Origin of the sequence: Bacillus sp. KICET-1 (assembly GCF_027721405.1) — a bacterium.
Classification (GTDB): Bacteria; Bacillota; Bacilli; order Bacillales; family Bacillaceae; genus Bacillus; species Bacillus velezensis.
Genome location: NZ_CP113515.1, coordinates 1,287,597 through 1,307,244, shown reverse-complemented (window position 1 = coordinate 1,307,244; position 19,648 = coordinate 1,287,597). Strand labels below are relative to the sequence as shown.

General features: G+C 46.7%; 24 protein-coding genes. 1 reads left to right on the top strand and 23 read right to left on the bottom strand.

The window, feature by feature from the left end:
• Positions 1-4 precede the first annotated feature (4 nt).
• The 9 genes from moaA to OVA33_RS06670 form a co-directional block, all read right to left on the bottom strand.
• On the bottom strand, positions 5-1,030 hold the full coding sequence (gene moaA, locus OVA33_RS06710; protein ID WP_012118655.1) for a GTP 3',8-cyclase MoaA: 1,026 nt from the start codon (positions 1,028-1,030) through the stop codon (positions 5-7).
• A gap of 17 nt (positions 1,031-1,047) precedes the next feature.
• Complete coding sequence (gene fdhD / locus OVA33_RS06705; RefSeq protein ID WP_015240754.1) at positions 1,048-1,836, bottom strand: formate dehydrogenase accessory sulfurtransferase FdhD; 789 nt, start codon at positions 1,834-1,836, stop codon at positions 1,048-1,050.
• Positions 1,837-1,930: 94 nt separating this feature from the next.
• On the bottom strand, positions 1,931-2,095 hold the full coding sequence (locus tag OVA33_RS06700; protein ID WP_007407587.1) for a hypothetical protein: 165 nt from the start codon (positions 2,093-2,095) through the stop codon (positions 1,931-1,933).
• A gap of 86 nt (positions 2,096-2,181) precedes the next feature.
• Positions 2,182-2,862, bottom strand: coding sequence for a VWA domain-containing protein (locus OVA33_RS06695; protein ID WP_012118657.1), 681 nt, complete (start codon positions 2,860-2,862; stop codon positions 2,182-2,184).
• 309 nt (positions 2,863-3,171) lie between these two features.
• Positions 3,172-3,858: a VWA domain-containing protein gene (locus tag OVA33_RS06690; protein WP_007407590.1), complete on the bottom strand. Its 687-nt coding sequence runs from the start codon at positions 3,856-3,858 to the stop codon at positions 3,172-3,174.
• A 265-nt stretch (positions 3,859-4,123) separates the two neighbouring features.
• Positions 4,124-5,155, bottom strand: a complete 1,032-nt coding sequence (spoIID, locus tag OVA33_RS06685) for a stage II sporulation protein D (protein WP_017418739.1) — start codon at positions 5,153-5,155, stop codon at positions 4,124-4,126.
• Between the two features lie 199 nt (positions 5,156-5,354).
• The gene (gene murA / locus OVA33_RS06680; protein WP_007614362.1) at positions 5,355-6,665 is read right to left on the bottom strand and encodes a UDP-N-acetylglucosamine 1-carboxyvinyltransferase; all 1,311 of its coding nucleotides are present in this window, start codon (positions 6,663-6,665) and stop codon (positions 5,355-5,357) included.
• Positions 6,666-6,698: 33 nt separating this feature from the next.
• The gene (locus OVA33_RS06675) at positions 6,699-7,439 is read right to left on the bottom strand and encodes a YwmB family TATA-box binding protein (protein ID WP_025649373.1); all 741 of its coding nucleotides are present in this window, start codon (positions 7,437-7,439) and stop codon (positions 6,699-6,701) included.
• A 141-nt stretch (positions 7,440-7,580) separates the two neighbouring features.
• Positions 7,581-7,811 (bottom strand): DUF1146 family protein, encoded by a 231-nt coding sequence (locus OVA33_RS06670; RefSeq protein WP_007614366.1) that lies wholly within the window; start codon positions 7,809-7,811, stop codon positions 7,581-7,583.
• 172 nt (positions 7,812-7,983) lie between these two features.
• On the opposite strand from OVA33_RS06670, the gene OVA33_RS06665 reads away from it, so the two are divergent.
• The gene (locus tag OVA33_RS06665; RefSeq protein ID WP_014419098.1) at positions 7,984-8,454 is read left to right on the top strand and encodes a hypothetical protein; all 471 of its coding nucleotides are present in this window, start codon (positions 7,984-7,986) and stop codon (positions 8,452-8,454) included.
• 44 nt (positions 8,455-8,498) lie between these two features.
• On the opposite strand, the gene OVA33_RS06660 is transcribed toward OVA33_RS06665, so the two are convergent.
• The 14 genes from OVA33_RS06660 to OVA33_RS06595 all read right to left on the bottom strand — a co-directional run bounded on the left by OVA33_RS06660 (position 8,499) and on the right by OVA33_RS06595 (position 19,583).
• Positions 8,499-8,897 (bottom strand): F0F1 ATP synthase subunit epsilon, encoded by a 399-nt coding sequence (locus OVA33_RS06660; RefSeq protein WP_003151176.1) that lies wholly within the window; start codon positions 8,895-8,897, stop codon positions 8,499-8,501.
• Positions 8,898-8,920: 23 nt separating this feature from the next.
• Positions 8,921-10,342, bottom strand: coding sequence for a F0F1 ATP synthase subunit beta (gene atpD / locus OVA33_RS06655; RefSeq protein ID WP_003151173.1), 1,422 nt, complete (start codon positions 10,340-10,342; stop codon positions 8,921-8,923).
• A gap of 25 nt (positions 10,343-10,367) precedes the next feature.
• Positions 10,368-11,231, bottom strand: coding sequence for an ATP synthase F1 subunit gamma (gene atpG, locus OVA33_RS06650; protein ID WP_003151172.1), 864 nt, complete (start codon positions 11,229-11,231; stop codon positions 10,368-10,370).
• A 75-nt stretch (positions 11,232-11,306) separates the two neighbouring features.
• Positions 11,307-12,815, bottom strand: coding sequence for a F0F1 ATP synthase subunit alpha (gene atpA, locus OVA33_RS06645; RefSeq protein WP_017418736.1), 1,509 nt, complete (start codon positions 12,813-12,815; stop codon positions 11,307-11,309).
• A 16-nt stretch (positions 12,816-12,831) separates the two neighbouring features.
• Positions 12,832-13,377: a F0F1 ATP synthase subunit delta gene (locus tag OVA33_RS06640; RefSeq protein ID WP_003151169.1), complete on the bottom strand. Its 546-nt coding sequence runs from the start codon at positions 13,375-13,377 to the stop codon at positions 12,832-12,834.
• Complete coding sequence (gene atpF / locus OVA33_RS06635; protein ID WP_003151168.1) at positions 13,374-13,886, bottom strand: F0F1 ATP synthase subunit B; 513 nt, start codon at positions 13,884-13,886, stop codon at positions 13,374-13,376. The genes OVA33_RS06640 and atpF overlap by 4 nt, the downstream gene beginning before the upstream one ends.
• A gap of 142 nt (positions 13,887-14,028) precedes the next feature.
• A complete protein-coding gene (gene atpE, locus OVA33_RS06630; RefSeq protein ID WP_003151167.1) occupies positions 14,029-14,241 on the bottom strand; it encodes a F0F1 ATP synthase subunit C in 213 nt (70 codons plus the stop codon).
• Positions 14,242-14,286: 45 nt separating this feature from the next.
• On the bottom strand, positions 14,287-15,021 hold the full coding sequence (gene atpB / locus OVA33_RS06625; protein ID WP_014419099.1) for a F0F1 ATP synthase subunit A: 735 nt from the start codon (positions 15,019-15,021) through the stop codon (positions 14,287-14,289).
• A 7-nt stretch (positions 15,022-15,028) separates the two neighbouring features.
• On the bottom strand, positions 15,029-15,412 hold the full coding sequence (atpI, locus tag OVA33_RS06620; RefSeq protein WP_003151155.1) for an ATP synthase subunit I: 384 nt from the start codon (positions 15,410-15,412) through the stop codon (positions 15,029-15,031).
• 417 nt (positions 15,413-15,829) lie between these two features.
• A complete protein-coding gene (gene upp / locus OVA33_RS06615) occupies positions 15,830-16,459 on the bottom strand; it encodes a uracil phosphoribosyltransferase (protein WP_014419100.1) in 630 nt (209 codons plus the stop codon).
• Positions 16,460-16,593: 134 nt separating this feature from the next.
• Positions 16,594-17,841 (bottom strand): serine hydroxymethyltransferase, encoded by a 1,248-nt coding sequence (gene glyA / locus OVA33_RS06610; protein ID WP_007614376.1) that lies wholly within the window; start codon positions 17,839-17,841, stop codon positions 16,594-16,596.
• Positions 17,842-17,988: 147 nt separating this feature from the next.
• A complete protein-coding gene (locus OVA33_RS06605; RefSeq protein ID WP_007407598.1) occupies positions 17,989-18,531 on the bottom strand; it encodes a TIGR01440 family protein in 543 nt (180 codons plus the stop codon).
• Positions 18,532-18,544: 13 nt separating this feature from the next.
• Positions 18,545-18,994 carry a ribose 5-phosphate isomerase B gene (gene rpiB / locus OVA33_RS06600; protein WP_003151149.1) on the bottom strand — a complete coding sequence of 150 codons (450 nt, stop codon included), beginning with the start codon at positions 18,992-18,994 and terminating at the stop codon, positions 18,545-18,547.
• Between the two features lie 133 nt (positions 18,995-19,127).
• Positions 19,128-19,583, bottom strand: a complete 456-nt coding sequence (locus OVA33_RS06595) for a low molecular weight protein arginine phosphatase (protein ID WP_017418735.1) — start codon at positions 19,581-19,583, stop codon at positions 19,128-19,130.
• Positions 19,584-19,648: the final 65 nt, after the last annotated feature.

Genomic DNA, 19,648 nt, shown 5'->3' with positions numbered 1-19,648 from the left:
TTCTTCATCCGCCTATATAAGACATTTCCACTTTCTTTTTCCCATCCGTTTTAGAAAGCGCGCGGTCAATTGAATACTGATCCGTGCGATTTCTCCAGACAGAAGCGATGGATTCCGTCAATTCATCATCGGTCAGACCGCCGCGCACGAGTTTCCGAACATCATAGCCGCTTGACGCAAACAGGCACGTAAACAGCTCGCCTCTCGCCGACAGGCGCGCTCTGTTGCAGGAGGCGCAGAATGCATCCGAGACGGAGGAAATCACGCCGATTTCGCCGGAACCGTCAAGATAGCGGAACCTGGAAGCGACCTCTCCTTTATAATTCGCTTCTATCGGCTCCGTCGGCATGTGCTGGTTGATCAGATCAATAATCTCTGCCTTCGTGATCACGTCTTTTTTATTCCATTGATTCGTATTGCCTACATCCATAAATTCAATAAACCGGAGAATATGACCCTTTTCTTTAAAATAGCGGGCCATCGGCAGGATATCTTTTTCATTGACGCCCTTTTGAACAACCATATTGATTTTCACACCGAGTCCGGCCGCTTTTGCCGCCTCAATGCCCTCAAGCACCTTGTTCACCGAAACCCCGCGGCCGTTAATGGCCTTAAACCGCTCATCCTCTAAAGAATCGAGGCTGACTGTCACGCGATGCAGCCCCGCCTGCTTCAGTTTTTCCGCATACACGGGAAGCAGAGAGCCGTTTGTCGTCATCGCGATATCTTTAAGTCCGGGGATGCGCGCAAGTTTTTTGATCAATTCAGGCATATCTTTTCTCATGAGCGGCTCTCCGCCCGTCAGCCTGATTTTTTCAACGCCGAAGCGGCCGACAAACAGCTTCGCAAGCCGCTCAAGCTCCTCGAAGGAGAGCAATTCCGTCTTTTGTAAAAATGGATAATCCGGTCCGAATAATTCGGCTGGCATACAGTACGTGCATCTGAAGTTGCAGCGGTCGGTTACAGAGATACGAAGATCCCTGAGCGGCCTTTCCCTTTTGTCTGTCACCCGGCGCGTTTCTGTATTCATAAGCCCAAGACCCCTTTCTATTGTTCAACCCGTTCAGGATGTGTGTATACGTTAAATGATCCGTTTCTGACAAAACCTATCGCGGTTATGTTCAGCTCTTCCGCCATTTGCAGCGCGAGCTCCGTCGGCGCCGATTTTGAAATGACAATCGACACGCCGATTTTTGCGGCTTTTAATAAAACCTCCGAGGAAATCCGGCCGCTGAAGACGATCAGCTTGTCACGGACCGGCATTCCGTTTTTCAAACAGCAGCCGTACAGCTTATCCAGCGCGTTGTGGCGCCCGATATCCGTCCTCATAAAGAGCAGCTTTTCCGTATCGCACAGCGCCGCATTATGGACGCCGCCCGTTTCCTGAAAGGTGCCGCTCCCGCTTTGCATCTCCTTCATCAGGCGAAGGCACGTCTCAGGAGTTATAGTGATACGGCTGACGGCGGTTTTGGCCGTTTTCACATCCTGCTGAAAGTAAAAATGGCGGCCTTTCCCGCAGCATGAACCGATGACCCTCTTCGTATAGTCTTTTTGCTCAAGCACTCCGGGATTCGTCAGTTCAACATATGCAAACCCGAGACTTTCATCTATAGTAAAGCTTTTGATTTCTTTTTCAAAACGAATGACGCCTTCTGATGCGAGAAATCCGATGACGAGTTCCTCTAAATGGTCAGGCGTGCAGACGAGCGTAACAAATTCCTGCCCGTTCACCATGACGGTCAGCGGATACTCTGAAACCATCCGATCTGCCGTCTTTGTTAATACCCCTTTTTCATAGCGGTATATGTCTCTTACCGCTGTTGTTTTTTCATCCACTGTTTTCCCCTCCGCAGTATCCTTCTCTTTTATTCTTCCACAATCCCTGTATTTTGTCGAATTTGCGGTTTAAAAAAAGAGCCCTCTTAGGACTCTAAGTTTCATTGCGATGATGTCTGCTCAGAATGGTGAATAAAATAACTGCGGCGATAATGGCCAATATACTGACGAATATGAAGGCGGCAAGCTTCAGAAAAATTCCCATCAGAACAAAAACGACTGCCGCCAGCACTAATATAATGCCTGCTCCTTTTAACAACAGCGTTCATCTCCTTTTATCCGTATCATTCCCGCGGTTTTTGTTTTCTAAACAAAAAAGACGCCGCGCGGGCGTCCTTTTTTAACCTATTCTTTTGCTAAATCCTTTGCAGCGTCTTCCCAAGCCTGTTTGAACTCGTCCGCGCTGTCAGCTGAGACATATGTGCCGCCTCCCGCTTCCGCCGCTTTTTCAAGGCTTTCGCTTCCTTTCATGCCGAAGTTGAAGCCGATGATATTGACGATCGTGTTGACGTTCGCTTTACGGAGCTTTTGAATTTCGGCCTGAGGATTACCGCCGCATGTTTCTTCACCGTCTGTGATCAGATATACGACGTTTTTCCCTGTGGCGCCGGCCCGCTCAAATTCTTCACGCGTATCAGAAAGCGCTTTCGCAATCGGTGTCCAGCCGGTCGGTTTAATCTTGCTGAGTGATTGCTCAAATGGAGTCACGGCGTACGGCTGAAGGCCGTATAACGTTTCTGTCGCATTACATGATACGGCTTTGCCTGAGTTTTTATTATTGCCCTTATGCCCGAATACCCGAAGCATCAGATTCGTGTCTTCAGGAAGAACTTCCGCAAAAGAAGTGACAGACTCTTTCGCAACATCTATTTTACGCTCTCCCCCTGTTTTTTGTATCATGCTTCCGCTTGCGTCAAACAGCACGGCAACGTTTGTTTCTTCGTGCTTTTTCTCAGCTGCAAAAACAGGTGATCCGAGTGAAAGCGTCAAAAGTCCGACAATCCCCGCAGTGAACATTTTTTTCATTTCCTTCATTCCTCTCCGTTTGTTTTTGGCCGATGGGCCCCCGGCTCTTCTCTATGCTAGATGACGAGTATGCAAAAAGATATAGGGCGGGATTCCTTTTGTATAAGCGGCTGTACGCCGTTAAAAATGAACAGAATTATGCGCATCATCCTAAAAAGATTGCATAAATGATGACAGATTTAATGCCTTTTTCGCCCTTTTTGTAATATAAGTCCGGAATCTGATTCTTTTTACAGTTTTCTCTTCATCTTTTCTTGAAATTTTTGTTAAATAAAAATAAAAAAAAGGGCCGATAAACGGCACCTTTTCTTATTCCGCTAATGAACTCGCTGCCATTGTAAAGATGCGGTTCATATCCTTTTGGCTGTGAGCTTCGTAATATTTTCCTCCGCCCGCTTTGGCAATCTCGTGAAGCTGGCCGTTGAAGCCTTCCTTAAAGTCAAAGCCGATCACGTTGACTTTAATATGCTGTTTGCGAAGTTCTTTCGCTGTCTTAACAGGATCTCCTCCGCATGTCTCCTCGCCGTCCGTCAACAGGAAAACGGATTTACTGCCAAGTTTGTGCAAACCGGTAAAGGAAGCCTTCGCATCCTCTAATGCTTTTGCAATCGGTGTCCAGCCCGTAGGCCCGATTCCGTTAAGAGAGTTAAGGAAGCTCTGTCTGTCAAACCTTTGGAATCCGTACACACCGCGAATGGATTCACAAGATTGAACCTTTCCGGAGTTTTTATTATTGCCTTCCGAACCGAAAACCGTCATTCTGACCTGTGATTTAGATTTAATTTGATCCGCAAAACGGACAATTTCTTCTTTTGCCATGTTGTATTTAGAAACACCGTCAATCCGTTTTGCCATACTGCCGCTCGCATCAAGTAAAATGGCGGTATTGTTTTTAAATGAAAGAGTCTTCTCGTTTGCATTCTCGGCAGCAAAAGCAGGAGATGCAGCAGTCAGCATCAATCCGAGCATGAGTATGAGTGAAAATGTTTTTTTCATTGCTTTTTCCCCTTTTCAATAGATTTACGTTCAACGCCGAACAATATTTATCGTAAATGAGATGAAAAGGGAAATAAATAGGACGGCGTTCCTCATTATTTTTGCGCATATTCACATAGAAGCGGCATTTTTATCAGTGATTTACACCCGGCGCTCAGCCTTCAATCGGCATTTGTCAGCCTTTAGGCTTTCGTTATATGAGTCTGTTGGTTGCTTTACCGTTTATGGAATAGTTTTCAAAAAAAACAGACGCTCATGAAAGCGTCTATTTTTTCGCCATATATTTGTTTAAAAATGAATCTGCTTCGGAAATGTCCACTCCCTGATAATAATGCTTGACGATGTCCGCCACGGATTTCCCCTGCTGCGCCATGTAATTGGCCCCGTACTGGCTCATGCCGACGCCGTGGCCGAATCCTTTTGTCGTAATGGTGATGCTGCCGCCGTTCCGTTTCCATTCAAAGTCGGCAGAACGGAGTCCGAGTTTTTCCCGGATGTCTCTTCCTTTCAGCTTTTTACCGTTTATGACGGCCGTCGCCACTTGATGGCCCGGCGTTCTGGCTGTAATCTGTCCCACCGTGTTTTGTCCCGAGAGCTGTACGCCGAGCTTTTGCTGAAACTCCGGCACACTGAAGGTCTGGGTGGCGAGATATTTCGGCGATTGTTTATCCCACGGACTTTTCACGCTCTTTAAATAAGGAATGGCGCTTGTCCAATAGGCTTCCGCATTTTCCGTATACCCGTTGCTCGTAGAGAAGAAAGATGCCTCAATCGGCTTGTTGTCGTACGTTAAAATCTTTCCTTGCGTGCCGGCGACCGCGTTTGTGATTTTCTTGAGGTTGTGTGCGTACTTAGAACCCCATTCTTTTTTCAGCTGGCTTTTGCTTTGATAGACTTGGAACATTTGCGTATCATCCACCAGTGATCCTTTCGGCGCCTGAACGGCTGAGTCAGCGACCATCAGTCTGACGATGAATGTCCGGGCGGCGAGCGCCTGGGCTTTTAAGGCCTCCGGTTTAAAGTTTGCGGGCATTTCGGAAGCCACGACACCGACCACGTACTCTTCAAGCGGAATGTTTTCTACAGAATGATTGGATGTCCGATAAACCGGAATGGATACAGGTGATTCTTTCAATGTTTCTGCTCCTTTTGTTTCTCGTGTGGTGTGTGCTGTTTTGTGTCCGGGCTCTCTGTTTACGGCTGCGCCTTTTTCTGCCTGAAACGGAAGGACGAGAATGGTGGGGACTAGAAGAATAAGTATACACAGCCCGGATAGTAGAAATACAATCGGTTTCATATATCAGCTGCCTCCTGCTTGGGATTCGACTCTACTTCATCTTATGGGCAGGGACAAGCTAATATGACTTCCTTTTGGACAGAATCTTTATTCCATTTTTCACGCGAAAAACGTATTCTTTTTTGGAAATCAGAGCATAATAATGATGATAAACCATAAAAAAACAGTATGCCAGATTGACATACTGTTTTTACAGCCATTATGCGTTTAGGTCAGTTACGACTTCTTTGCTTTCTTGTTCAGCGGCCGTTTCATCAACGACACGCTCGATGTCAGCGCCGAGAGCCGCAAGTTTTTGATGGAAATTCACATAACCGCGATCCAAGTGCTTCAGTTCCGTGACCCGTGTATGACCTTCAGCCACTAATCCCGCAAGAATCAGCGCCGCGCCCGCACGCAGGTCCGTAGCGGCAACTTCTGCGCCTTGCAGCTGTACAGGACCGTTAATGATCACAGAACGTCCTTCAATTTTAATGTCGCCATTCATCCGGCGGAATTCTTCAGCATGCATAAAACGGTTTTCAAACACAGTTTCAGTAATCATGCTTGTTCCGCTCGCACGGAGAAGCAGCGCCATCATTTGCGACTGCATATCAGTCGGGAATCCTGGGTGAGGCATCGTTTTAATGTCGATCGGCTTCAGCTGGGCAGGACCGATGACACGAAGGCCTTCTCCTTCATCCGTAATTTTGACTCCCATTTCTTCCATCTTCGCAATTAAAGACGTAAGATGCTCAGGAACCGCACCTTTGACTAATACATTTCCTTCCGTGATAGCCGCAGCCACCATGAAAGTACCCGCTTCAATACGGTCAGGAATGATGTTGTGTCTTACGCCGTGAAGCTTCTCGACACCTTCAATTTTAATGGTGCCTGTGCCGGCTCCGCGGATTTTTCCGCCCATCGCATTGATATAGTTCGCTAAGTCAACGATTTCAGGCTCTTTTGCCACGTTTTCAAGCGTTGTTGTTCCTTCAGCTAAAGCAGCTGCCATAATCAAGTTTTCTGTCGCACCCACACTTGGGAAATCTAAATAGATTTTTGCGCCCTGCAGACGGCCTTCCACTTCTGCTTCAATAAAGCCGTTGCCTACTTTGATTTTTGCACCCATTGCTTCAAAGCCTTTTAAATGCTGATCAATCGGTCTTGAGCCGATTGCGCAGCCGCCCGGAAGCGCTACTCTTGAATGACCCGTACGGGCTAACAGAGGGCCCATAACAAGCACTGACGCGCGCATTTTACGCACATATTCAAAAGGTGCTTCTGTTTCTAAAGCGTAAGAAGCGTTTACGGTAACTTCATTATTCTCAAAATGCACATCTGCTCCTAAATGACGCAACACTTCGTTGATTGTATATACATCGGAGAGCGTAGGTACATCACATATTACGCTTTTTTCTTCACTTGCTAATAAAGATGCAGCGATAACTGGTAAAACGGCATTTTTTGCTCCTTCAACTTTCACTGTGCCGTTTAACTTCTGACCGCCGCGGACGATGATTTTTTCCAAGGTATTCCCCTCCGCGTCCCTATATTCTCTATATTAATATTCAGTCGTCACGATTGGTGTGCCAACCGTAACGGTATGTTTTTCGCCCATTCCCGCACTTCTAAGCGCAACTTGCACATTCATCTTATGTTTCGATGTCATGATGTAATCTGTCCACTTATATGTAAATGCAGAAACAGAAACGAAATGAGGCTCAACTACATGTTCAACTGGACTTGCTTCAAATTCTTTCATGAGCTGTTCTGCTTTTTTTTGCAAAACAATACTCATATTATCATTTAAATGACCCTTTAGACAAGTAAAAATAAATACTTTATTTTGAAATATGTCATGTGCCTGCCGTTCAAACTGTTCATATGTATCATTCCAGTTTTCCGGTTGCTCCGGGCTCATTTGCTCATATAATAAATACGAAGTTGGGTTCTGGTTTTTGAGGGGAGTGACGAGCTGCAGTTTAAAAGTTGTGTGATTTTTTTTGTCAGAATACGTGCCGACGGCCTTTACGATTTTATCTTCCCGCGCAGATTCCCAATGATATTGCGGATACTGTGTCTTCAGTTCTTTTACCTTGTCATCAAATTCACTCAGTGACAGGTTCAGATTTTCTTTCGCATGAAGCGTCCATTCATCTACAGTGACCTGCTGCCGCTCCATTCCTTCGGCAATCTGGGCAAGCGGAGACAGCTCACTTGCATGAATGGAATGAAATACCGCTATTAAGGCGCTTAAAAAAACAAAAAATAAGATGATGCGGCCTGCTCTTTTTTTCTTCATATCGATCTCTCCCCCTTACTCCCATTTTTGCCGGAGCCGGGGAAAGCAATACATGGAAAACTTCGTCAAAACTCGCCAAGCGGGTGAAGAAAAATTGGTTTCTCACCCAGCGATTCCCTTCATTTTAACAAACGAAACATCTTAAAATAAGTATGGAAGCTGTTTCGAATAGGTAAGATAATCTAAAAAGAAGTCAGCGACTGCCGTACCGATCGCAATGGTAAGAAGAATGATCAGCAGCCTCGCCTGCACTATTTTTCCTTTTCGGATCAGCGGATCAAAGTTGACGGCCTGAAGCGCCCACCATGTCACCGCAATGCATACCAGGTGAACCAGGATGCTGATTGCGGCCTGCTGCCCCAATACATTCACAAATCCCATCTCCTTTCATTTTTTCCGCCCCTCATATCCTCTCTTATTATATAAGAAGAAGAGAGAAAGATGATCATTTTTACATCAGAATTTTTATCCAAAATTAGGGGCAATCCCCGCTTAAATGTCCGTTCTCCGGCATGATATACTTTTTTGGAAAGGAGATGGGAATATGAATCATTCCTTTTTTCATCCGGAAAAGCAGTATGGAGAAACTCTTCCCGTATTTGACCACGAGTGGGAAGCGATAGCATTCTACTATGATTATAGACAGTCTCAAACAGAGGAACTGAAAGAATTATGTCAGTTTTTCAATATTTCTCTTGATTATTCACGCGGCAGCCTGCTGGAAGTGGAAGCTCTTTACTTCCGCAGCATAAAAGAGCTGCTTTTGGCGGATTGGAACCTGCCGATTGACGAATTTGAGAAAATGCTCAGCGTGTATGTCATCGATTGCGCCATCAGACACCATGACGATGCCGAATGGGTCGTCAAACCTTATCCGTATACGGACGGCGCTTATACGACGGGTGTGCGGAGAGGAAACAAAACGTGGCACACCGACAACTGCTGCGAACATTTATATCTGCAAAAAGAAGAGGATCATCCGCTTATCGGCGTCTATGAATCTCTTATGCGTTAATATAGAAAAAGAATCCTTCTCAGACAGCCGAGAAGGATTCTTTTTTAGTTTCCTGCAACATCCAATCTGTTTACAGCCCGCTGTAACGCAAGCTCAGCCCGACGAATGTCAGTATCATCTGATCGTTTGTTCAAACGGTCTTCCGCCCGCTTTTTCGCAGCAAGGGCGCGCTCTTTATCAATGCTTTCCGCTGTTTCAGCGGCTTGTGCAAGGATAGTGACCTGATCAGGACGGACTTCTAAAAATCCGCCGCTGACAGCCGCCAATTCGGTCTGCCCGTCTTTTTTAAGGCGGACAGCGCCGATTTTAAGCGGAGCCACGGTCGGAATATGGCCAGGCAAGATACCGAGATCACCGCTCTCGGCTCTTACACTTACCATTTCAATATCAGCATCATATACTGGGCCGTCGGGAGTAACGATATTGACTTTAACGGTCTTCATGCTTTTACCCTCCTAGGACCAGATTAAACTTCTACACCCATCTCTTTCGCATTCTCAATGACTTCTTCAATGCGTCCCACAAGACGGAATGCATCTTCCGGAAGATGGTCATATTTACCGGAAAGGATTTCTTTAAAGCCTCGTACCGTTTCTTTAACAGGCACGTAAGAACCCTTTTGTCCCGTAAACTGCTCAGCTACGTGGAAGTTTTGAGAAAGGAAGAACTGGATACGGCGGGCGCGGTGAACGACAAGCTTGTCTTCTTCACCTAATTCGTCCATACCGAGAATCGCGATAATATCCTGAAGTTCTTTGTAACGCTGAAGCGTTGACTGGACTTCACGCGCCACCGCATAATGCTCTTCTCCGACAATTTCCGGAGCAAGCGCGCGGGAAGTGGAAGCCAGCGGATCAACCGCAGGGTAGATACCCATTTCAGTTAATTTACGCTCAAGGTTAGTCGTTGCATCCAAGTGAGCGAACGTTGTCGCCGGAGCCGGGTCAGTGTAGTCATCGGCAGGCACGTAGATCGCCTGGATAGATGTAACTGAACCAACGTTTGTAGACGTAATACGCTCTTGAAGCTGACCCATTTCTGTCGCAAGCGTCGGCTGATAACCAACCGCAGAAGGCATACGGCCGAGAAGCGCGGAAACCTCTGAACCCGCTTGTGTGAAACGGAAAATGTTATCGATAAAGAACAGTACGTCCTGTCCTTGTTTATCACGGAAATGCTCAGCCATTGTAAGACCCGTCAGTGCTACACGCATACGTGCGCCCGGCGGCTCGTTCATTTGTCCGAAGACCATGGCTGTTTTCTTGATAACGCCTGAATCGCTCATTTCGTAGAAAAGGTCGTTCCCTTCACGAGTACGCTCTCCTACACCGGCGAATACGGAAATACCGCCGTGCTCTTGCGCGATGTTGTTGATTAATTCCTGGATTAATACGGTTTTACCTACGCCGGCGCCGCCGAACAATCCGATTTTACCGCCCTTGATGTAAGGAGCGAGCAGGTCAACAACCTTAATTCCCGTTTCAAGAATTTCAACCTCAGTTGAAAGCTCATCGAATGAAGGAGCTGATCTGTGGATCGGGTCCTTTTGAGCATCCGCAGGCAGCGGTTCATTTAAATCAATTTTATCTCCCAGTACGTTAAATACGCGTCCGAGAGTCACATCACCGACAGGAACAGAAATCGGCGCACCTGTATCAACAGCTTCCATTCCGCGCTGAATTCCGTCCGTAGATGCCATGGCAATTGTACGGACTGTATCGTCACCTAAATGAAGAGCAACCTCTAGCGTTAGGTCGATGCCTACTTCATTTTCGCCTGTAGCTGGCTGTGAAACTTTAATCGCATTATAAATCGCAGGCAAGTGGCCGTCCTCGAAACGTACGTCGACAACCGGTCCAAGCACCTGACTTACGCGTCCTTTCTTCATCGCTATCCCTCCTGACAAAATCTTTCTATTCTAAAGCGGCTGCACCGCCGACAATTTCGGTAATTTCTTGTGTAATCGCTGCTTGACGCGCGCGGTTATATGAAAGCGAAAGTGAATCAATGAGTTCTTTCGCATTATCCGTCGCATTTTTCATTGCTGTCATTCTCGCAGCGTGTTCACTTGCTTTACTGTCAAGAAGCGCGCCGTAAATTAAGCTTTCCGCATATTGAGGAAGCAGCACTTCGAGCACCTCTTCTTCATCCGGTTCGAACTCGTAAGAAGCCGTGCGCTTCCCGCCGCTCGTTCCGAAATCCGTTAAAGGCAGCACTTTTTTCTCCGTCACTTCCTGTGAAATCGCACTGACGAAATGGTTATACACCAAATGCAGTTCATCAAAAGCGCCGTCGATAAACATTTGAACCGTCTGACGGGTCAAATCTTTAATCTGAGCAAAAGTGACCTCGTCGCCAAGCCCCACTAACTCAGACAAAATCGGCATTTCTCGTTTTTTGAAGAAATCGCGGCCGACTCTGCCGATTGCAATCACCGTGTATTCATCTTTAGACTGATGGCGTTCTTGAATGGTGCGGTAAGCGTTTCGCAAAACCGAACTGTTAAACGCACCCGCAAGCCCGCGGTCAGACGTAATGACGAGATACGCCGTCTTTTTCACTTCTCTTGAGACAAGCATCGGGTGTTTCGCGTTTTTCGCGCCTTTTCCGACGTTAAACACAACCTCCTGGATCTTATCCATATACGGAGCAAATGACTTCGCGTTGGTTTCCGCACGGTTCAGCTTCGCAGCGGATACCATCTGCATGGCTTTTGTAATCTGGCTTGTTTTTTTCGTTGACGTGATCCTTGACTTAATATCGCGTAATGAGGCCAAAGATTTCACCACCTTTATTCTTCATTTGCGTAAAAAGAGAGAAAAAGAGAACCTTTTTCTCTCATCTTCTAAGGGTTAGTTGCTTGGTGCAAATGTGCGTTTGAAGCCTTCGATTGCAGCTTTGAAGTCTTCATCAGCAGGAAGGTTTCCTGTTTTCGCAATGCCGTCAAGCAGATCTTTATGGTTTTGATCAAGGTACATGTAGTACTCTTCTTCAAAACGTCTGATATCCGCAACCGGAATATCATCAAGATATCCTTTTGTCAGCGCATAAAGAATGGCTACCTGTTTTTCAACCGGAAGCGGTTTATTCAAGTCTTGCTTCAGCACTTCAACTGTACGCGCACCGCGGTTCAGTTTCGCCTGAGTCGCCTGGTCAAGATCAGATCCGAATTGGGCGAACGCTTCAAGTTCACGGTATGAAGCCAGGTCAAGACGCAATGTTCCCGCTACCTTTTTCATCGCTTTGATTTGGGCTGATCCGCCGACACGGGATACGGATAATCCGGCATTGATCGCAGGACGCACGCCTGAGAAGAATAGGTCGGATTGAAGGAAAATCTGTCCGTCAGTAATGGAAATGACGTTTGTCGGGATATAAGCGGAGATATCTCCTGCTTGTGTTTCGACGAACGGCAGCGCCGTAATTGATCCTGCGCCTTTTGCGTCACTCAGTTTGGCTGCGCGCTCAAGCAGACGGGAGTGAAGATAGAATACATCCCCAGGGAATGCTTCACGGCCCGGCGGACGGCGAAGAAGCAATGACAGCTCACGGTAAGCGGCCGCTTGTTTAGATAAATCATCATATACGACGAGAACGTGCTTGCCGTTGTACATGAATTCTTCACCCATTGTCACCCCTGCATACGGTGCAAGGTACAGAAGCGGAGCCGGCTGTGAAGCGGACGCTGTCACGACAATCGTGTAATCAAGCGCGCCATGCTTACGAAGTGTTTCCACTACGCCGCGCACTGTAGATTCTTTTTGGCCGATCGCTACGTACACACAGATCATGTCTTGATCTTTTTGGTTTAAGATTGTATCAATCGCAACAGATGTTTTACCTGTCTGACGGTCCCCGATAATCAGCTCACGCTGTCCGCGGCCGATCGGAATTAACGCGTCGATCGCTTTGATACCCGTTTGCAGCGGCTCATGTACTGATTTACGGTCCATTACGCCTGGAGCCGGGCTTTCGATCGGACGTGTTTTGCTTGTCAGAATCGGACCCAGTCCGTCTACCGGCTGTCCGAGCGGGTTGACGATACGTCCGATTAATTCTTCACCTACAGGAACTTCCATGATACGGCCTGTTCTTTTGACCTCATCACCTTCACGGATATCTCTGTAAGGTCCTAAGATAACGATACCTACGTTGGATTCTTCAAGGTTTTGAGCCATACCCAAAACGCCGTTTGAAAACTCAACAAGTTCACCGGCCATACAATTGTCAAGGCCGTGCACACGCGCAATACCGTCTCCGACTTGGATGACTGTACCTACGTCATGAACTTCAATTTCAGATTGGTAATTTTGAATTTGCTGCTTTATCAGCGTGCTAATCTCTTCAGCTTTGATGCTCACTTAGGTTTCACCCCTTCTATCGATTTCCTCCGGCAAGTTGACGTTCCATGCGCTCAAGCTTTCCGCTCACGCTTCCGTCATAAATCCGGTTTCCAATGCGGACTTTAATGCCGCCTATTAAATCCGTCTGCACTTCATTTCTGATTCTGAGCGAAGCGATTCCGGCTTTTTTTGCAAACACTTGAGACAATGATAACATTTCCGCTTCTGACAGCGGTTTTACTGAATAAACAACCGCGTCCTCTGTCTGACGGGCCTGATTGGCAAGTTTGATAAACTCGTCTGTGAGATCAGGCACAATCGAAGACCGGCGGCGGTCAATCAGAAGAAAAATCGTATGCAGCACAGACTCAGACAGTGCGCCGAACGATTGCTGAATCAGCTCTTTTTTCTTAGCGGCCGATACCTTCGGATGGCTTAACACTTCCTGTAATCCGGCTTCGTTCCGGAACACTTCTTTTAGTACGGTAAGCTCTTCTTCGATTTCATTGATTTGAGAAGTCTCAACGGCAATGTCGAAAAGCGCTGACGCGTATCGTTTAGAGACAGCAGATCCACTCATCGGCTTTCTCCTACCTCTTTAAGATAGTCCTGAATCAGTTGTTCCTGGGCTTGTTCATCAAGCTCTTTTTCAATCACTTTCGATGCGATTAAGACAGAAAGTGATGCGACTTGCTCGCGAAGTGCGGAAACCGCTTGTTCTTTTTCTTTGACAATTTCGGTTCTCGCCGCTTCTTTCAATCTTTCAGACTCGGCGCGTGCAGCCTGGATAATGTCTTCCTTCTGCTTTTCACCCAGTTTTTTCGCATTTTCAATGAGTGATTGTGATTCCTGTTTCGCTTCTTTTAAAAGAACGCGCTGCTCTTCAATCAGCTTCTGCGCTTCTTTATTTCTTTCTTCAGCGGACGTAATTTCGCCGGCGATATGATCTTCACGCTGTTTCATTATATTTAATAGCGGTCCAAGAGCGAATTTCTTGAGAAGCGCTAATAAAACTAACATAGCTAACAATTGGAATAGGATATCTCCGCCGTTAAACGACAGTCCTAATTCAAGAGGTAATTGAGACATCTACTACGGCAACTCCCTTCTGCAGGTTTTCTCTGCTGATAAAAAGCCGTTTCGGGACGGCCTGCTTATCAGACATAAAGCAATGGCGAAGGTTCTCTTAGAGTGATCTTCGCCATTTTTAGTTCATATAAGGCTTTTTTGCTTAGCCAAAGAACGCTAAGAACGCGATAACGACAGCGATAATCGGAAGGGCCTCAACCAATGCGATACCCATGAACATAAGAGTTCTAAGTTCTTTTCCTGCTTCCGGCTGACGGGCGATTCCCTCTACCGTACGTGAAACGATCAGACCGTTACCAATACCTGCACCAAGTGCGCCTAAACCGATTGCAATTGCAGCTGCTATTAAATTCATGAAAAAGTTCCTCCTTTAAAATGTTATCCGAATGGATATATGATTTTAATGATCATGACTGATTTTGTGTGACATGTACACCATCGTCAGCATCGTAAAGATAAATGCCTGGATGGTCCCGATGAACAAGCTGAACGCCTGCCATGCAAGCATCGGAAGAATGGCTCCGACTGTGCCGACCAAACCGAGAAAGAAGCTGTTTGAGTAGAAATTCGTCGCCAGATTCGCAAGCAGGCCAAGAAGAATTTCCCCGGCGAAAATGTTACCGTAAAGACGAAGTCCGAGTGTCAGCGTATTCGCAAACTCCTCAATAATCTTCATCGGGAACATAAGCGGAACCGGTCTGAGGTAATCCTTAGAGTATTCCTTCAAACCTTTCATCTTCACGCCGTAATAGTGCGTTAACGACACAACCATAACGGCTAGAGTCAGAGTAATAGCCGGATCGGCCGTCGGTGATTTCCACCAAAGCTCGTGTCCGACCGTTACAGAAAACGGCAGCCCCAGCATATTTGATACAAATATGTACATCAGCAAGGTTACACCAAGCGCCAAGAAGTTAGCCCCTGTTTTTAAATCCATTGTACTGCCTATAATATTGCGGACAAAATCAACAATCCATTCCATGAAGTTCTGGGCTTTTCCCGGACGGATAGACAGCGTTCTCGTAGTGAGAATCGCAATCAGCAGCACAATCACACTTGCCACAGTAATCATCAGAATGTTTGTCAGATTAAAAGTAAGACCAAACAAATCAATAGTTCTGTAATCGTGATTCAATGGGTTTTCACCTCTCTTCCATTGATGAACGTTTGAGCTGAATAATGGAATCTATCATAATGACGGGATAAATTGTCATTAATCCAATAATCACACTTGCCACACTGACTTTATCGGGATATTTAAAGGCGACAGCCATCGCAAGTATCGCATTGCACCAACGCGCTGCGCTCCCGAGTGATCGTATGGACTTTCCTTTCGCCACGGCCTTGTCAAAAGCATTCATTCTTCTGGTCAAGAGCCACAAATTAAACAAACTGAAAACAGTTCCCAAAAAGAGGCCTAAAAAAACAGTTTTATACGCCGTAAGACCATATCCCAGCAAATAGATTGCTAAGATTACAAATACATATCTCCGTTGTCTGCTGAATGTAAGATTGGGATCGTCCATCAACTATCTGTCTCCTGATGAAAATGTAATATAATTCCTGGATACGGCAAAACATGCGGTTAACCCTTGCAGAAGGCCTTTTTTGTCCGCAAAACGGCCTGTTCGAAAAAACCACTCATCCTCCTGATGCCACGGGATGCTGTTTCATTCGCTTAGATAAATCCTCATATAACGGGTTTTTTGGAGGATTTAAAATGAGGATGGATACTAGAAATGAAAGGAATGAAAACCTTCTCATAATACCCTCGTTTAGCATACAATAGCCCCTAACATGTGTCAATCTGTTTAAAGTTAAAAAACTTTTTATACCGGAAGCATACACAGAATGTTCACAAATTCACCTATAAATGTATGAACTCTGCCCATTCAGCAAATATCTGGATAAAAAAAGAAAACCCCTGAATGAGGTTTTCCGATTTATTTGGTTCCGTACAGTCTGTCACCCGCGTCCCCGAGGCCCGGAACGATATAGCCTTTTTCATTCAGTTTTTCATCAAGGGCGGCGATATAAATATCAACGTCAGAATGATGTTTCATAAGCTCTTCCACGCCTTCCGGAGCCGCTACAAGACACATAAAACGAATGTTTCTCGCGCCGCGCTTTTTCAGGCTGTTTATCGCTTCCACCGCAGAGCCTCCCGTAGCAAGCATCGGATCCACGACAATAAATTCGCGTTCTTCTACATCAGAAGGAAGCTTGACATAGTATTCCACCGGTTTTAAGGTTTCCGGATCACGGTATAATCCGACATGTCCCACTTTAGCGGCCGGGATTAATTTCAGCATGCCGTCAACCATTCCGAGACCCGCTCTCAGGATCGGCACGATACCGAGTTTCTTCCCTGAAATCACTTTGGATGTCGCTGTTTGAACAGGTGTTTTCACTTCCACTTCTTTAAGAGGAAGATCACGTGTAATTTCAAACGCCATCAGTGATGCGACTTCGTCCACCAGGTCTCTGAAATCCTTTGTGCCTGTATTTTCATTCCGAATATATGTCAGCTTATGCTGGATTAAAGGATGATCAAATACGTAAACCTTTCCCATACTGTGTTCAGCTCCTTTTTTGTTGTCCGAGTGACTTTTTCACACTTCTATTGATTCTACAGAAAAAGACAAACAGTTTCAAGAAAATCATAAAAAAACCCGCCGGATTAAGGTTCCGGCGGGTTTCTTCCTTATTAATAGTCCAGTTCTTTATATAAAGGAAACTTTTCAGTCAAGGCAGATACGCGCTGTCTCGCTTCTTCAAGTTTTGCTTCGTCTTCATGATTTTTCAGCGCGAGGCCGATGATGGCGCCGACTTCTTCAAGCGCGTCACCGTCAAAGCCGCGGCTTGTCACAGCTGCCGTACCGAGACGGATTCCGCTTGTGACGAACGGTTTTTCCGGATCGTAAGGGATCGCGTTTTTATTAGATGTAATGCCGATTTCATCAAGAACGTGTTCAGCGACTTTTCCGGTCAGACCGAGAGAACGGAGGTCGACAAGCACAAGGTGGTTATCCGTTCCGCCTGATACGAGCTGAATGCCCTCTTTGTTCAGAGACTCAGCCAGGCGCTTCGCGTTCGAGATGACGTTTTGCGCATATGTTTTGAAATCATCTTCAAGCACTTCTCCGAAAGAAACGGCTTTGGCCGCGATGACATGCATAAGCGGTCCGCCTTGGATTCCCGGGAAAATGGATTTATCAATCTTTTTGCCGAACTCTTCACGGCAAAGGATCATTCCTCCGCGGGGTCCGCGAAGTGTTTTGTGAGTCGTTGTCGTTACAAAGTCAGCGTAAGGAACCGGATTCGGATGAAGACCGGCTGCGACAAGACCCGCGATATGCGCCATGTCTACCATGAAGTAAGCGCCGACTTCATCAGCGATTTCGCGGAATTTTTTAAAGTCGATCGTGCGGGGGTACGCGCTCGCTCCGGCAACGATGAGTTTCGGCTTATGCGCCAGCGCTTTTTCACGCACATCTTCATAATCTATATATTGCGTGTCTTTATCGACACCGTATTCTACAAAGTTGTATTGAACGCCGCTGAAATTAACCGGGCTTCCGTGTGTTAAGTGGCCGCCGTGGGAGAGGTTCATCCCGAGCACCGTGTCGCCGTGCTCTAAAATCGTGAAGTAAACAGCCATGTTCGCTTGAGCGCCTGAGTGCGGCTGAACGTTTACATGCTCAGCTCCGAAAATCTCTTTCGCGCGGTCGCGGGCGATGTCCTCAACGACATCAACATGCTCACAGCCGCCGTAGTAGCGTTTGCCGGGGTAGCCTTCAGCATATTTGTTTGTTAAAACAGAGCCTTGCGCTTCCATTACCGCTTCCGTCACGAAGTTTTCAGAAGCAATTAATTCGATCTTAGTCTGTTGACGCTTACGCTCATCTTTGATGGCGTTAAACACTTGTTTGTCTTGTACAGGTAAATGTTTCATCAGCGAGATCCTCTCCTATCCGTTTCCTGTTCTTTATTTTTACCACCCTTATTGTACATGGTTTTTCAGGTGAATGTAACAGCTTATTTAAAAAAATCACAAAATTTAATTAGAAAACACGAACATTATACAGGAAAAGTATTTTCATCATTCGCATTCATAAACGGCGCGAATTCCGCCTATCAGCTTCGGCCTTGTCCGGGCCATCGTCACATGTGCTTCTCCAAGCTCACGGCTTGATATCCGGACAGGGACGGCAACGGGTTTCAGATGCATGCCGATGAACGTATCACCGATGTCAATCCCGGCGTCAGCCTGAATCGATTCAGCGAGCACGGGAGAACGCATCTGCCGGTATGCATAAGAGGCCATCGCTCCGCCCGCTTTCGGGACGGGGACGGCTGAAACAATGGGGAGCCTGAACCGCTCGGCCGTTTCCGCTTCAATGACAAGCGCCCTGTTTAAATGCTCGCAGCATTGAAAAGCAAGATGCACACCCGTTTTTTCCTTAAACCGGTTAAGTCCGCCGTATATCAATTCAGCCCAATCCCCGCTTCCGGCGGTGCCGATCCGGCTTCCGGCGGCTTCACTTGTACTGCACCCGATCACCAGCAGACTGCCGTCCGTCAGTCCTGCCTGCTCTTGAAACTCAGTCAGCATGTCCGTCCATTTTTGCTTCATCTCTTCCATTGTCCAGCACCTCTTACAGATTTTTTTCTTCGTAATCTGCGATTTTGCCGATCCGCCGTTCGTGGCGGCCGCCCGTAAATTCAGTCGTCAGCCAGACTTTTGCGATTTCGCGCGCCAGCCCCGGGCCGATGACGCGTTCGCCCATCGCAAGAACATTCGTGTCATTGTGTTCACGCGTCGCTTTTGCGCTGAAGGTGTCATGGGCAAGCGCACAGCGTATGCCCTTTACCTTATTTGCGGAGATGCTCATGCCGATGCCTGTGCCGCAAATTAAAATTCCCCTGTCAGCTTCGCCGTTCACCACTTTTTCCGCTACCGGAAAAGCGTAGTCTGAATAATCGACAGAGCCGGCGCCGCATTCACAGCCCATATCAATGTATTCAATCTGCAATTCATCCAAAAGACTTTTTATTTCTTCGCGGATATGGACGCCGCCGTGATCTGACGCAATAGCTACTTTCATTCATTTACCTCCTAGGTGTGGCTGGGCGAAGACAGCCCAGTGTGCTTGTCCTTTTTATTACGAAATCCGTTGATTTCATTCTACTCTTTCACATTCGTTTTGCAAATGACCTGTTTGCAGATTTTCTGACAGATTACTTGCTTTTTCTGTCAAGCAATTGATCAGCCAAAAGGGTCAGCAGCTCCTCCAGTTCGTCCCGCGTCTGTTTATAAACATCAAGCGGACCGCCGAACGGGTCAGAGATATCGCCGTTTTCCCCCGTTACGTATTCTTTAATGGTAAAGACTTTGCCCTGACTGTTTTGATATCGGCCTTCAATCAGCTGTTTGTGCTGTTCAGTCATCGCCAGCACCAGATCAGCCGTCTCGATATGTTCTTCCGATAGGGGAGATGAACTGTGATTGAGAGCGATCCGTTTTTCAAACAGCGCTTCTACGGCATGGGCCGACGCTTTTCCGTGCGGAGACGCGAATACGCCGGCCGAGCTTACGCTGACATCCAGCCCTTTCGTTTCTGCAATGGATTTAAAAAGAGCCTCAGCCATAGGACTGCGGCACGTATTGCCTGTACATACAAAGATTATTTTCATGTCCGTCACCTCTTACTGCCTATTATAAATGAAGAAAAAAGAAACGGCATCTTCGTTTCTTTTTT